This is a genomic window from Microbacterium sp. Leaf288 (genome assembly GCF_001422925.1).
Lineage (GTDB): Bacteria > Actinomycetota > Actinomycetes > Actinomycetales > Microbacteriaceae > Microbacterium.
The window spans coordinates 453,403-466,199 of sequence record NZ_LMNI01000012.1; the positions used below are offsets into that span (position 1 = coordinate 453,403).

The following is a 12,797-nucleotide window of genomic DNA, read 5'->3' on the forward strand; positions in this document are numbered from 1 at the left end:
CATACGCAGGCACGCGACGACGCGGATGCTGCAGCCTGCGAGGGCTGCAGCATCCGCGTCAACCGGGAATCAGTCGAGGAACAGCGCGCGGAGACGCTTCGTCGTGAACACCAGACCGATGGCGATCATGACGACGTAATAGAGGACATGCCACCACATCTCGGGGGTGAGGATGCCGGTGGTGAGTCCGCGGACGAGCTCGACGCCGTGCCACAGCGGGAACGCCATGATGATGTGCTGGATCCACTCGGGGTAGATCGTGATCGGGTACAGCGTCGCCGAGAACAGGAACATCGGCAGCAGCACGAAGTTGATCCAGTCCATCTGCTGGAACGTCTTCATGTAGCTCGTGACAGCCATGCCGAGACTCGCGAACCCGAAGGCGATGAGCAGCACCGCCGGCAGCGCCAGGATCGCGGTCCACGCGAGGTTGAGCCCGAGGATCTGCATGATGATCATGAAGCCGGTCGCGTACAGCAGGCCCCGCAGCAGCGCGTAGAGGATCTCGCCCAGCGCGACGTCGAGCGGCCCGAGCGATGTCGCGAGCATGCCCTCGTAGAGCTTGCCGTAGTTGAGCTTGAAGAAGACGTTCCACGTCGAGTCGTAGATCGCGCCGTTCATCGCCGACACGGCGAGCAGTGCGGGCGCGATGAAGGCCGCGTAGGGCACCTCCACGCCACTGGAGGTCTGCACGTCGCCGATGAGCGAGCCGAGGCCGATGCCCATCGAGGCGAGGTAGAACACGGGCTCGAAGAAGCCCGAAAGGACGACGGCCCAGCTGGACGAGCGCGCGGCGATGAGGCCGCGCTGCACGACGGACTGCGGATTGCCCGCCCACAGGGCGCGCACGCCGCCCGCGCGGACGGCGGCGGGCTCGGTTCCGACCGCGGTGCTCATGCGCCGAGCCTCCTCTGGAACATGCGGCGGCCGATCACGTAGCCGCCGATCGACAGCAGGAGAAGGTAGCCGACGTGCACGACGATCACGAACGGGTCCATGGGCAGGCCGTAGGTGGCGAGGCGGCCGAGCTCGGTCGCGTGCCACAGCGGCGACACCCACCCGATCCACTGCAGCCAGAGCGGCAGCGTGGCCAGCGGGTAGAAGGTGCCCGAGAACAGGAACATCGGCATGAAGATGAAACGCTGGACGAGCGCGACCTGACCCTTGTCGTCGGTGATCGACGCGGCGTACGCCATGTACGGGATGCCGAACGCGAGGCCCGCGAGCAGGCCGATCGGAATGGTGAGCCAGCCGGTCTCGGGGTTCGGCACCGCCTGGAACAGCCACAGGAACAGGTAGTACGCGATCACCACGACGATGATGCGGGCCGAGGCGCCGGAGATGACGCCGCCCGCGATCTGCCCTGGCGAGAGCCCGGTCGCGCTGAAGCCGAAGAAGTAGCGGCGCCACTTGAAGCCGGCCATGACGGGGTACGAGAACTCCTCCGACGCGACGGAGATCGCGGCGGTCATCAGCAGGGCCGGTGCGACGAACACGAGGTACGAGACCTCGACGCCGTTCTGCGTGATCGGGGCGTCGATGAGCGCGGCGAGGCCGACGGCGAGCCCCAGCAGGTAGAGGATCGGCTGGCCGAGCGCGCCGACGATGATGGTCCAGCCGTACGCGCGCATCGCGCGCACCATGTGCTCGGTGACGTACCAGGTGCCGAACGCGCGGGGCTTGCGGCCCCACTGCATCGCCTCGTCGCGCAGCTCGTCGAGCGAGGGCTGCACGCGGGTCGTGGCGTCTTCGGAGGGAAGGCTCATTCGATCAGCGACCTTCCGGTGAGCCGGAGGAAGACGTCCTCGAGGCTCGAGCGGCGCACGAGCGACGTGATCGGGGTGAGCCCCCGGTGCGTCACGGTCTCGAGGGCGGCCTCGCCGTCGTTCGCGTAGACGAGGATGCGGTCGGGCAGCACCTCGACGCGGTCGCCGATGCCCTCGAGCTGCGGCGCGACCTGCTCGTTGCGGTCGGAGCCGAAGCGCACCTCGAGCACCTCGCGGCTGGAGTGCTCCCGGATGAGCGAGGCCGGAGTGCCCTCGGCCATGATGCGCCCCTTGTCGACGACGATCAGCCGGTCGCAGAGCTGCTCGGCCTCGTCCATGTAGTGCGTCGTCAGCACGAGCGTGGTGCCGCGCTCCTTCAGGCGGAACAGGCGGTCCCACAGCACGTGGCGCGCCTGCGGGTCGAGACCCGTGGTCGGCTCGTCGAGCAGCAGGATGCGCGGGTCGTTGATGAGGCCGCGCGCGATCGTGAGCCGCCGCTTCATGCCACCCGACAGCTGCTCGACCTTGCTCTTGGCCTTGTCTTCGAGCTGGGCGAACGCGAGCAGCTCGTCGGCCTTCTGGTGGCACACCTTGCCAGGCAGGCCGAAGTAGCGGCCGTAGATGTAGAGGTTCTCGCGAGCGTTGAGCTCGCCGTCGAGGTTGTCCTGCTGGGGCACGACGCCCAGACGCGACCGGATCTCGGGGCCGTAGCGGTCGGGGTCGAGCCCGAGGATCGACAGTTCTCCGCTGGTGCGCGTCGACACCGCGCCCACCATCTTCATCGTCGTGGACTTGCCTGCACCGTTCGGGCCCAGGAGTCCGAACGACTCGCCCGGCGCCACCTCGAACGACAGACCGTCGACGGCGAGGAAGTCGGGCTTGCCTTTGACCTTGTAGGCCTTGACGAGGTTCTCAGCGGTGATCACGGGGGCGGGCACCGGACTACCCTAACGCCCCGCTCCGACACGGCCCAGTGGCCGCGCGGGCAGCCCGATCGTCAACAAGAGTTGACACCTCCTCGACTGTCAACTACGGTTGACGCGGATGCCGCGGCCCGCAGCATCCGTGTCTGCCGAACGAGAGGCTGCCCGATGAGCGGCGACGAACTGACCACCCTGATCGGGGCGGCAGGCGGTCGCGAGCCGATCGCGGAGCTGCACCGTCTCGCCGAGGTGCGCCGCGAGCTCGCGCGCGCCGAGGAGGTGCAGGTGCGCAAGGCGCGCAACCTGGGCTTCTCATGGCAGGCGATCGCGGGCGCCCTCGGCGTGAGCCGACAGGCCGTCCACAAGAAGTACGGTCGAAGGTAAGCCCCCTTCACGAACGAGGTACACCCATGCCCTCCGCCGATCTCGACGAAGCCCCTCCCGCCCCCGCACCTGCCGACTCCCCCCGCGCCCGGCGCGGGCGCTCCCGCCGCGGCAAGGTCGAAGAGGGGCCGCGCGCGACGTTCTCGCAGCTGCTCCCCTATCTCTTCGAGCACAAGCGCACGCTCGCCGTCGTGGTGGTGCTGAGCATCCTGAGCGCCGGGGCGTCGCTGATCCAGCCGCTGCTGGTCGGCCAGGTCATCACGCGCGTGCAGGAGAACCTCGACCTCGGCATGCTCGTCTGGGCGCTCGTCGGCTTCGTGCTGCTCGCGTCGCTCATCTCGGGCTGGCAGCACTACCTGCTGCAGCGCACGGGCACCGCCGTCGTGTACTCGAGTCGACGCCGCCTCATCGCCCGCATCCTGCACCTGCCCATCAGCGAGTTCGATGCACGCCGCACAGGCGACATCGTCTCGCGCGTCGGCAGCGACACCACGCTGCTCTACGCCGCGCTCACACAGGGCCTGGCCGACTCCATCGGCAACGGGCTGCTGTTCGCCGGTGCGCTCATCGCTATGGCGATCATCGATCCGGTGCTGCTCGCGATCATCGTGCTCGTGATCGGCGTCTCGGTGCTCGGCGTGGTGCTGCTGAGCGGTCGCATCCGCACAGCCTCGACGGAGCAGCAGGAGAAGGTGGGCGCGCTCGCGTCCGGGGTCGAACGAGCCGTCGGCTCGATCCGCACGGTGCGCGCGTCGGGCGCGACGCAGCGCGAGATCGACGCCGTCACCTCGCAGGCGACCGATGCCTACGACGTCGGTGTCCGCATCGCGAAGGTGTCGGCGCTCGTGGTGCCGATCGCCAATATCGCGCTGCAGGTGTCGCTGCTGGTGGTCATCGGCCTCGGCGGCTTCCGCGTCGCGACCGGCGCCCTGTCGATCGCGAGCCTCGTGACCTTCATCATGTTCCTCTTCATGCTGATCGCCCCGCTCGGGTCGTTCTTCGGCGCGATCACGTCGGTGAGCCAGGCTCTCGGTGCCCTCGGCCGCATCCAGGAGGTGCTCGACCTCCCGACCGAGTCACAGGACGACGCGGCGATCGCCGCACGCGTGGCCGGCAGCGCCTCTGCACCGGCCGCAGCGCCGGGTGAGCCCGCCGCGATCGAGTTCCGAGACGTGCGCTTCCACTACCCCGCGAACGTCGTCGAGGCGCGCCGCAAGGCCGAGTCCGAGGCGCTGGCGGTGCTCGAGAGCGCCCACGTCGACACCTCGACCATCGTGCTCGGCGACGGGGCGGGCGACACCGGCCCCGAAGGACTGGCGGATGCCGCGGCATCCGTCTCCGCCGATGCCGATGTGCTGCGGGGCGTGTCGTTCTCGGTCCCGCGCGGGGCGCGCGTCGCCCTCGTCGGACCGTCCGGTGCCGGCAAGAGCACGACCCTCGCGCTGATCGAGCGCTTCTACGACCCGACCGGCGGGGCGATCCTCCTCGACGGCACCGACGTGCGCACCCTCGAGCGCGATGACCTGCGCGCGCAGCTCGGCTACGTGGAGCAGGACGCCCCGACGCTGGCCGGGACGATCGGCGACAACCTTCGACTCGCCTCGCCCGAGGCATCCGATTCCGAGTGCGAGGCCGTGCTGCGCGCCGTGAACCTCGGCGAGGTGCTCGACCGCAACCCGCTGGGCGTCGACGCGCCCGTGGGCGAGTCGGGCGTGATGCTGTCGGGCGGCGAGCGCCAGCGCCTCGCGATCGCGCGGGCGCTGCTGGCCGCTCCCCCGATCCTGCTGCTCGACGAGTCGACGTCGTCGCTCGACGGGCTCAACGAGCAGCGCATGCGCGAGGCGATCGACGCCGTCGCGGCCGGCCGCACGCTCGTCGTGATCGCGCACCGCCTGTCGACCGTCGTCGACAGCGACCACATCGTCGTCATGGAGCACGGCCGCGTCGTCGGCCAGGGGACGCACTCCGAGCTCGTGCAGACCACGCCGCTCTACCGCGACCTCGCCAAGCACCAGCTGCTGGTCTGATCCTCCTCGCCCCCGCCCGACCGAATCCCCACTGTTCCGCAGTCGCGTTGTGCGCTCGGCGGGGCCGCGCACCCGCCGGAAGCGACTGCGGAACAGCCCGAGTCGGAGAAGGAATAGGCGCCCGGCCCCTCTGCCAAGAAGAGGTCCGGGCGCCGGTCTGTGTGCGACTGTCGCCGGCCGCAACCGAGACCGAAGCCTCGACCCCTCGCACAGGCGGGGCCGAGGCGTCGGAACCGGGTCAGGCGCGCTGCAGGCGGTACCGGAGCGCCGCGAGCTCGGCCCACAGCGGAGCGGGGACGCGGCCCTCGAAGGTGCGGTAGAACTCCTCGGTCAGGTCGGCCTCGTGCAGCCACAGCTGCGGGTCGACCGCGAACAGCTCGTCGAGGTCGGCCTGCGGCACGTCGATGCCGTCGACGTCGAGGTCCTCGGTGCGAGGCAGGCGGCCGATCGGGCTCTCGACGGCGCCGACCTCACCCTCGATGCGGCGGATGATCCAGTCGATGACGCGCGAGTTGTCACCGAAGCCCGGCCACAGGAAGCGTCCGTCGGTGCCCTTGCGGAACCAGTTCACCTGGAACACGCGCGGTGCGCGGTCGAAGCGCAGCTGCTGGCCGACCTTGAGCCAGTGCCCGAAGTAGTCGGCCATGTTGTAGCCGCAGAACGGGAGCATCGCGAACGGGTCGCGGCGCAGCTCTCCGACGGTGCCCTCCTGGGCCGCCGTCTTCTCCGACGAGATGTTGGAGCCCATGAAGACGCCGTGCGTCCAGTCCGTCGCCTCGACGACGAGCGGCACGTTGGTGGCGCGGCGGCCGCCGAACAGGATCGCGTCGAGCGGCACGCCCTGCGGGGCGTCCCAGTCGTCGGCGATCTGCGGGCACTGGGCCGCGGCGACGGTGAAGCGCGAGTTCGGGTGGGCGGCGGGACGACCGGATGCGGGCGTCCAGGGGTTGCCCTCCCAGTCGGTGAGCTGTGCCGGCGGCTCGTCGGTGAGACCCTCCCACCACACGTCGCCGTCGGGGCGCAGCGCCACGTTCGTGAAGATCGTGTTGCCCCACAGCGTCTCGACCGCCGTGACGTTGGTGGACTGGCCGGTTCCGGGTGCGACGCCGAAGAAGCCGGCCTCGGGGTTGATGGCCCAGAGGCGCCCGTCCTCACCGGGACGCAGCCACGCGATGTCGTCGCCGAGGGTCTCGACGCGCCAGCCCGGGATCGTCGGGCGGAGCATGGCGAGGTTGGTCTTGCCGCACGCCGACGGGAACGCGGCGGCGATGTGGTAGGCGCGACCTGCCGGGTCGATGACGCGGATGAGGAGCATGTGCTCGGCGAGCCACCCCTCGTCGCGGCCGATCACCGAGGCGATGCGCAGCGCGAAGCACTTCTTGGCGAGGATCGCGTTGCCGCCGTAGCCCGAGCCGTACGACCAGACCTCGAGGGTGTCGGGGAAGTGGACGATGTACTTCTCGTCGTTGCACGGCCACGCGACGTCCTGCTGGCCCGGCTGCAGCGGGGCGCCGACCGAGTGCACGGTCTTGACCCAGTGCGCGCCGCCCGCGATCTCGCGCAGCACGTCGGTGCCGACGCGCGTCATGATGCCGATCGACGTGACGGCGTAGGCACTGTCGGTGACCTGCACGCCCACGTGCGACAGGGGGCCGCCGACCGGGCCCATCGAGAAGGGCACGACGTACATCGTGCGGCCCTTCATCGAGCCCTCGAACAGCGGGGTGATGGTGGCGCGGATCTCGTCGGGCGCGGCCCAGTTGTTGGTGGGGCCGGCGTCCTCCTCGCGCTCCGACGCGATGAACGTGCGCGCCTCGGTGCGCGCCACGTCGCTCGGGTGGGAGCGGGCGAGGTACGAGCCCGGGCGCCACTCGGGGTTGAGCTTGATGAGCTTGCCCTCGTCGACCATCTCGCGAAGGAGCATGTCGTTCTCGGCACGCGAGCCGTCGACCCAGTGGATGCGCGCCGGCTGCGTGAGCGCGGCGATCTCGTCGACCCACGCGCGCAGCCCGGCCATGCCTTCGCCCTGAACGGTGGGCAGCTCGCCATACGTCCGGGTGAGGGTGGGACGGGCGGTGGTGGAGCCTTCGGTTCGGGGGAAGATGTCGGCAAGGGCCATGGTGTCGCTCCTCGTTGATGCAGATTCGTGCTCTTCCTCTACTTTCGGACGTAACAGGCGGGTCTTCCCACGAAATCTGGTGTCAAGAGTTGCAATTCTTTCGCTAGCATCAAGGAATGCCCCCCACGTCACTCGAACTGTCGACCCTGGGCCACCGCATCCGTCATCAGCGTCTCGCCCACGGGTACACGCTCGATGAGCTGGGCGCGCTGGTCGGGGTCGCCGGCAGCCAGCTCAGCCTCATCGAGAACGGCAAGCGCGAGCCGAAGCTGTCGCTGCTGCAGGCGATCGCCTCGACGACGGGTGTCGACGTCGGCGACCTCCTCTCAGCCGAGCCGCCCAATCGCCGCGCGGCGCTCGAGATCGAGCTCGAGCGCGCGCAGTCGGGGTCGGTCTTCCGCCAGCTCGGCGTCACGCCGATCAAGGTGACCAAGGGCATGTCCGACGACACGATCGAGTCGATCCTGGGCCTGCACCGCGAGCTGCAGCGTCGTGAGCGCGAGGCCATCGCGACGCCTGAGGAGGCGCGCCGCGCCAACACCGAACTGCGCCTCATGATGCGCGAGCGCGACAACTACCTCCCCGACATCGAGAAGCTCGCCGAGAAGCAGCTGAAGTCGGCGGGGCACGTGTCGGGCGCCCTCACCCACCGCACCGTCAGCATCATGGCCGAGAAGCTCGGCTTCGAGCTGATCTACGTGAACGACCTGCCCCACTCGACGCGCTCGGTCACCGACCTCGAGCACGGGCGCATCTACCTGCCGCCGGCGTCCATCCCCGGCGGCCATGGCCTCCGGTCGATGGCGCTGCAGGCGATGGCGCACCGGCTGCTCGGCCACAAGCGGCCCACCGACTACGCCGACTTCCTGCAGCAGCGGCTCGAGATCAACTACTACGCCGCGTGCTGCCTGATGCCCGAGACCGCGTCGGTGTCGTTCCTGCAGCAGGCGAAGAAGGATCGCAACCTCGCCGTCGAGGACTTCCGCGACGCGTTCGGCGTGACGCACGAGGCGGCGGGCATGCGCCTGACCAACCTCGCGACGCACCACTTGGGGATCAAGCTGCACTTCCTGCGCGTCGACGGGTCGGGGGCGATCTCGCGTGTCTACGAGAACGACGACCTGCCGCTCCCCATGGACGTCACCGGCGCCGTGGACGGCCAGATCGCGTGCCGAAAGTTCTCGGCGCGCGCCGCCTTCTCGGAGCAGAACCGCACCACCGAGCACTACCAGTACACCGACACCCCCGCCGGCACCTACTGGTGCTCGACGCAGACCGGCACCACCGCGGAGGGCGAGTTCTCGATCACGGTGGGCGTGCCCTTCGACGACGCGCGGTGGTTCCGCGGACGCGAGACGCAGAAGCGCGCGACCTCGACGTGCCCCGACGAGTCGTGCTGCCGCCGCGTCGCCTCCGGCGTCTCGGATCGCTGGGCGGGCAAGGCCTGGCCGAGCGCGCGCGTGCACATGCAGATGTTCTCGCCGCTCCCCCGCGGCGCCTTCCCCGGCGTCGACGACAACGAGGTGTACGACTTCCTCGACCGCCACGCCTGAGCCCGTGCCACTCGGCGCGGGGCGTCTGCTGCCGAAACACGGGTCGGTAACGCCGACACGCCGGGAACGGATGCTGCGCCCCGGCGTGTTCGGTGACGAACCCGTGTTTCGGCAGGTGTGCGCGGGCTTCGGCGGCCAGACCCGGGGCTATGGGGCTATGCCGTGATGAAGTCGCGGTAGCGGTCGAGCGCGGCGGCGATCTCCTCGTCGGTCGCAGCCCCCGGGGTGAACAGCTCGGGCACCGGGGATTCCGCGTGGCGGCCCACGGCCAGCGAGTGCGTCCACACGCCGACCGCCTCGCCGCGCGCGACGAGGATAGGACGCACGATGCCGTTCATGCTCGGGCCGATCGCACTCAGGAACTCCGGCGCGCAGGGCACGGTGCGGTCGGCGTACGACAGGTAGTACTCCTCGAACGGCGGCAGTGCCACCACCTCGGGGGTCGCGGCGCTGCGCCGCGGTGCGGCGCCGGCGACCACGTACTGCGGCTCGGGTTCGTCGGCGACGAGACGCAGACGATCGGATGCCGCCTCCGCCGCCGCGCGCGAGATCCCGAGCGGGAGCCCGCTCCACCACGCGAAGTCCCGCGCGCCGGCGGGACCGTGCGAGGCGATGTAGCGGACGAAGAACTCGGCCATCCGATCGGCCGGGGTCACGGCATCCGTGATCCACTCGTCGGCGAGCACGAAGAACTGCTCGCGAGTCGGCCCCTTCTCCCGTGGCACGACCGGGCCCTGGCACAGCACGGCGCGCAGCGACAGGGCGACGAGCAGGTGGTAGCCCCGTTGCCGGAACGTCGACACCCCTCCCTGCTCCCACACCTCGAACAGCTCCTTGCGCGTGAGGCGGTTGCCCCCGCCGAGCGCTGCCCGGGCCAGGCGCTCGGCGCGGTCGGCCTCGTCGGCGTCGATCCCCTCGTTGCGGTGCACGGCCGCCGCCTGGCGGCGCTGGCGCTCTGCGGTCAGCGACAGCACCCACTCCATGTCGGCGGTGGGGATCGTGTGGATCGTCCCGCGCATGGTCCAGGTGCGCACGATCTCGCCGCGGCCGTAGGCGGCGTCCACGTCGCGCACCGTCGTTCGGCCGCGCACGCGCGTCGCAAGCGCCCAGCGCCCGCCCCAGAACTCCTGGCTCTGCGTCGCGAGCATGTGCCGCGCGGCGTCGGCGACCGTCGCCGCGGGGGCGCTCAGGCGGTGCGACCGGAGCCGCTCGGACCGAATGGTCGAGGCATCCACCCGCCCATCATGGCCCAGGCCGCGGACGCCCGGTGTCCGCGATCGTCAGCGCTGGTGCGCGGCGTCGTAGGCGGCGCGGGAGTCCTCGATGCGCGGATGGTTCTCGATGGCCCAGTCGGCGAGCGCCATCGCGAGCTGGATGAGCGTGCCGCCGAGCGGCGTCAGCTCGTACTCGACCCGCGGCGGCACCTCGGCGTGGACGGTGCGCGTGATCAGCCCGTCGCGCTCGAGCTGACGCAGCGTGAGCGTCAGCATGCGCTGCGAGATGCCGGGGATGTGTCGCTGCAGCTCGGAGAAGCGCAGGCGCTCGCGCCGCAGTGTGCCGATGACCAGCAGCGACCACTTGTCGCCGATGCGGTCGAGCACGTCGCGGATGGCACGCCCGTGGTCGGAGCCGGGTGCGGCCTGCTCGCACGAGCGCTCGTAGCCGGTCGGCGTGGGCTCGCCGGGGAGCCCGACCGTGAGGGTGGTCGCCATCGCGTGTCACCTACTTACATCCGTGTGCCTTTTGTACGCGTCGTCCAGGTGACGCATCATGAGGTTGCTTACAAACAGTAACAGACCCCACGATCTCTCCCTGGAGTACTCGCATGACCATCGCCCTCTGGATCCTCAACGGCCTGCTCGCCCTCGCCTTCGTCGCGGCCGGCGCCATGAAGGTCGCCCGTCCCAAGTCCGCTCTCGTCGCGAGCGGCATGGGCTGGGCCGACGACTTCGCCGACCCGACCGTGAAGCTCATCGGCGCCGCCGAGGTCGTCGGCGGGATCGGCCTGATCCTGCCGCTCCTGACGGGCATCGCGCCGATCCTCACCCCGATCGCCGCTGCCGCCTTGACCGTCGTCATGGTCGGTGCGGTCGCCGTGCACGTGCGCCGCAAGGAGAACGCGACCCCGTCGATCGTGCTCGCCGTGCTGTCCGCGGTGAGCGCAGTGGTGGGCTTCCTGGTCGTGCTCTGACCGCACGGGCGACGGAGGAGAGTGGCACACCCCGCGACAGGCATCCGCTCTCCTCGGGACTCCCGGCGTGCGATCGGGTTCCCTAAGCTGACGGGATGAGGGTGAACGACGCGGATCCGCGGCTCTGCCCCACGTGCGGCGACGCGCTGAGCTTCGAGATCCTCGACGATGAGCGCTTCCTGGTCGCCTGGTCGTGCGTGAACTGCGGCCTGATCCGCACGACCGAACCGGTGTAGGAGACCTCGATGGATGAATCGGCGAACGGATCGGATGCGATCTCGGCGGCAGGGTTCCATCGGGCGCCGGGCCTCTCCGATTGGCGGGTCACCGGCACGGGGCCGCAGGCCGTCTTCACTGCGACCTCCCTGTCCCATGCCGCCGGGCTCGTCGCCCCGATCGTCGCGGCCGCCGAGCGATTCGGCCTCCGGCCGGACATCGACGTGCGTCCCGAGGGAGTCGTCGTGCGCGTCCCGTGCGCCGGCCCGGAGGGCATCCCCGCCGCAGCCGTGGACTTCGCCGCCGCCGTGTCGGTGGCCGCCGCCGAGCAGCGCCTGATCCCCGACCCCTCGCGCGCACAGTCGATCGGCATCTACGTCGCTCAGCATTCCGGGGCCGACGTGCGCCCCTTCTTCACGGCGGCGCTCGGCTATGAGGACGTGGGCGACACGGATGCCGCGGATCCGATGCGCTGCGGACCGCAGCTCGCCTTCAACCCGATCGCCGGGGACTCGCCGTCGAGGGGCCGGACGCACTTCGACGTCTTCGTGCCGGCCGACCAGGCCCAGGCCCGCGTCGACGCCGCACTCGCGGCCGGCGGGCGACTCGCCGACGACTCGCACGCTCCGGCCTGGTGGTCGCTCGCCTCGCCCGACAACCACGGCGTGGACATCGCGTCGTGGACCGACACCTACGAGTGATCCGCGTCGCCGACACCTCGGTCCTCGCCTGCTTGACGAGAGCGGAGGGCGAAGTGCACCCTGAGCACATGACCCGTGAGCTCGCGGATGAGGGTCAGGCCCTCTCCGACGTCGTGGACCGGCTGGAAGGGCGGTTCCCCTCGAGAGATCGTTCCGAGATCGAGCGCGCCGTCGCCGACGCGCACTCGCACTTCGCGCGCGCGAAGGTGCGCGACTTCGTCCCCGTGCTGGTCGAGCGCGAAGCACGCGCCCGGCTCGAGCATCCGATCCAGTAGTCCGCCCGCGCGGCGTCCTCTCGCCGACTCCGCCCGCGCGAACCGGCGTCAGGCGCCGGCCGGCGGGACCGTCTTGCGCACCACGGTCTTGTTCTTGCCGATGTGGCGCTCGAACGTGAACCCGGACTTCTCGAACATGGCCCGCGTGCCGTTGTGGAGGAACGACGACGACGTCTTCTTGCCGGGCGGGAGCTCGTTGGGGAACGAGATCACCTCGCCGCCGCCCGCCTGCGCGATCAGTTCCAGCGCACCGTCCAATGCCTCCCGCGCGACCCCCGAACGCCGGTGGTCGCGGTCGACGAAGAAGCAGGTGATACGCCACGGCGCCGGGTTCGTCTCGCCCGCGTCGTACTCCTTGCGGTGGTAGATGCCCGGCAGCTCGGCCGGACTGCCGAACTCGCACCACGCGATCGCGTCGTCGCCGTCGAAGACGAGCGCAGCGTGCGCGACGCCCTCATCCACGAGCCGCTGTTTGAACGTCGCGCGGTCGTACTCGCTCTTGACGGTGTGCTCGGTGTCGCCGTGGAAGTACGAGCAGTAGCACCCGCCCCAGACCCCGTTGTGCTTCTGCGCGAGCGCCAGCCAAGCGGGAAACGTCTCGGGAGTGAGCGGCTTGATCACGTGCGACGTCGCAAGGACCAC

14 protein-coding genes are annotated in these 12,797 nt (G+C 70.2%); 7 read left to right on the plus strand and 7 right to left on the minus strand.

Translation table 11 applies throughout. The annotated features are described in order from the left end of the window. Positions 1–69: 69 nt before the first annotated feature. From ASF40_RS15640 to ASF40_RS15650, 3 genes are read right to left on the minus strand one after another with little or no spacing between them, the layout of a single operon-like run. Positions 70–897: an ABC transporter permease gene (locus ASF40_RS15640; RefSeq protein ID WP_056370681.1), complete on the minus strand. Its 828-nt coding sequence runs from the start codon at positions 895–897 to the stop codon at positions 70–72. Beyond that, positions 894–1,766, minus strand: a complete 873-nt coding sequence (locus tag ASF40_RS15645; protein WP_082497104.1) for an ABC transporter permease — start codon at positions 1,764–1,766, stop codon at positions 894–896. The genes ASF40_RS15640 and ASF40_RS15645 overlap by 4 nt, the downstream gene beginning before the upstream one ends. Further along, positions 1,763–2,704, minus strand: a complete 942-nt coding sequence (locus tag ASF40_RS15650) for an ABC transporter ATP-binding protein (protein WP_056370683.1) — start codon at positions 2,702–2,704, stop codon at positions 1,763–1,765. Before ASF40_RS15650 ends, ASF40_RS15645 begins: the two co-directional genes overlap by 4 nt. A 153-nt stretch (positions 2,705–2,857) precedes the next feature. Between ASF40_RS15650 and ASF40_RS15655 the strand changes: the two genes are divergently transcribed. Together ASF40_RS15655 and ASF40_RS15660 are read left to right on the plus strand one after the other, a co-directional pair. Further along, entirely contained in the window at positions 2,858–3,073 is a 216-nt protein-coding gene (locus ASF40_RS15655) for a transcriptional regulator (protein ID WP_045300911.1), read from the plus strand. A 26-nt stretch (positions 3,074–3,099) separates the two neighbouring features. After that, the gene (locus ASF40_RS15660; RefSeq protein ID WP_056370685.1) at positions 3,100–5,100 is read left to right on the plus strand and encodes an ABC transporter ATP-binding protein; all 2,001 of its coding nucleotides are present in this window, start codon (positions 3,100–3,102) and stop codon (positions 5,098–5,100) included. A gap of 238 nt (positions 5,101–5,338) precedes the next feature. Here the strand turns inward: ASF40_RS15660 and ASF40_RS15665 are convergent, their stop codons facing one another. Beyond that, positions 5,339–7,219: a phosphoenolpyruvate carboxykinase (GTP) gene (locus tag ASF40_RS15665; RefSeq protein ID WP_056370689.1), complete on the minus strand. Its 1,881-nt coding sequence runs from the start codon at positions 7,217–7,219 to the stop codon at positions 5,339–5,341. A gap of 116 nt (positions 7,220–7,335) precedes the next feature. On the opposite strand from ASF40_RS15665, the gene ASF40_RS15670 reads away from it, so the two are divergent. After that, a complete protein-coding gene (locus ASF40_RS15670; protein WP_056370691.1) occupies positions 7,336–8,772 on the plus strand; it encodes an XRE family transcriptional regulator in 1,437 nt (478 codons plus the stop codon). A 155-nt stretch (positions 8,773–8,927) separates the two neighbouring features. Here ASF40_RS15670 and ASF40_RS15675 read toward each other — a convergent pair whose 3' ends face one another. Both ASF40_RS15675 and ASF40_RS15680 read right to left on the minus strand, forming a co-directional pair. Beyond that, entirely contained in the window at positions 8,928–10,007 is a 1,080-nt protein-coding gene (locus tag ASF40_RS15675; RefSeq protein ID WP_056370693.1) for a winged helix DNA-binding domain-containing protein, read from the minus strand. Positions 10,008–10,052: 45 nt separating this feature from the next. Further along, the gene (locus ASF40_RS15680; protein ID WP_082497105.1) at positions 10,053–10,484 is read right to left on the minus strand and encodes a winged helix-turn-helix transcriptional regulator; all 432 of its coding nucleotides are present in this window, start codon (positions 10,482–10,484) and stop codon (positions 10,053–10,055) included. 113 nt (positions 10,485–10,597) lie between these two features. Here ASF40_RS15680 and ASF40_RS15685 point away from each other — a divergent pair, with 113 nt between their 5' ends. The 4 genes from ASF40_RS15685 to ASF40_RS15695 all read left to right on the plus strand — a co-directional run bounded on the left by ASF40_RS15685 (position 10,598) and on the right by ASF40_RS15695 (position 12,155). Next, complete coding sequence (locus ASF40_RS15685) at positions 10,598–10,963, plus strand: DoxX family protein (RefSeq protein WP_056370695.1); 366 nt, start codon at positions 10,598–10,600, stop codon at positions 10,961–10,963. 95 nt (positions 10,964–11,058) lie between these two features. Further along, a complete protein-coding gene (locus ASF40_RS21365; RefSeq protein ID WP_200919503.1) occupies positions 11,059–11,199 on the plus strand; it encodes a hypothetical protein in 141 nt (46 codons plus the stop codon). Positions 11,200–11,208: 9 nt separating this feature from the next. Beyond that, positions 11,209–11,880, plus strand: coding sequence for a VOC family protein (locus ASF40_RS15690; RefSeq protein ID WP_056370697.1), 672 nt, complete (start codon positions 11,209–11,211; stop codon positions 11,878–11,880). A gap of 68 nt (positions 11,881–11,948) precedes the next feature. Continuing rightward, on the plus strand, positions 11,949–12,155 hold the full coding sequence (locus ASF40_RS15695; protein WP_056371541.1) for a three-helix bundle dimerization domain-containing protein: 207 nt from the start codon (positions 11,949–11,951) through the stop codon (positions 12,153–12,155). Positions 12,156–12,203: 48 nt separating this feature from the next. Here ASF40_RS15695 and ASF40_RS15700 read toward each other — a convergent pair whose 3' ends face one another. Next, entirely contained in the window at positions 12,204–12,797 is a 594-nt protein-coding gene (locus tag ASF40_RS15700; protein WP_056370699.1) for a GNAT family N-acetyltransferase, read from the minus strand.

Excerpts from the sequence above, each read along its gene's own strand:
- ASF40_RS21365 (WP_200919503.1), top strand. The coding sequence starts at position 11,059 with ATGAGGGTGAACGACGCGGATCCGCGGCTCTGCCCCACGTGCGGCGAC.
- ASF40_RS15685 (WP_056370695.1), top strand. The coding sequence starts at position 10,598 with ATGACCATCGCCCTCTGGATCCTCAACGGCCTGCTCGCCCTCGCCTTC.
- ASF40_RS15670 (WP_056370691.1), top strand. The coding sequence starts at position 7,336 with ATGCCCCCCACGTCACTCGAACTGTCGACCCTGGGCCACCGCATCCGT.
- ASF40_RS15680 (WP_082497105.1), bottom strand. The coding sequence starts at position 10,484 with ATGGCGACCACCCTCACGGTCGGGCTCCCCGGCGAGCCCACGCCGACC.
- ASF40_RS15665 (WP_056370689.1), bottom strand. The coding sequence starts at position 7,219 with ATGGCCCTTGCCGACATCTTCCCCCGAACCGAAGGCTCCACCACCGCC.
- ASF40_RS15695 (WP_056371541.1), top strand. The coding sequence starts at position 11,949 with ATGACCCGTGAGCTCGCGGATGAGGGTCAGGCCCTCTCCGACGTCGTG.
- ASF40_RS15655 (WP_045300911.1), top strand. The coding sequence starts at position 2,858 with ATGAGCGGCGACGAACTGACCACCCTGATCGGGGCGGCAGGCGGTCGC.
- ASF40_RS15690 (WP_056370697.1), top strand. The coding sequence starts at position 11,209 with ATGGATGAATCGGCGAACGGATCGGATGCGATCTCGGCGGCAGGGTTC.
- ASF40_RS15640 (WP_056370681.1), bottom strand. The coding sequence starts at position 897 with ATGAGCACCGCGGTCGGAACCGAGCCCGCCGCCGTCCGCGCGGGCGGC.
- ASF40_RS15645 (WP_082497104.1), bottom strand. The coding sequence starts at position 1,766 with ATGAGCCTTCCCTCCGAAGACGCCACGACCCGCGTGCAGCCCTCGCTC.
- ASF40_RS15660 (WP_056370685.1), top strand. The coding sequence starts at position 3,100 with ATGCCCTCCGCCGATCTCGACGAAGCCCCTCCCGCCCCCGCACCTGCC.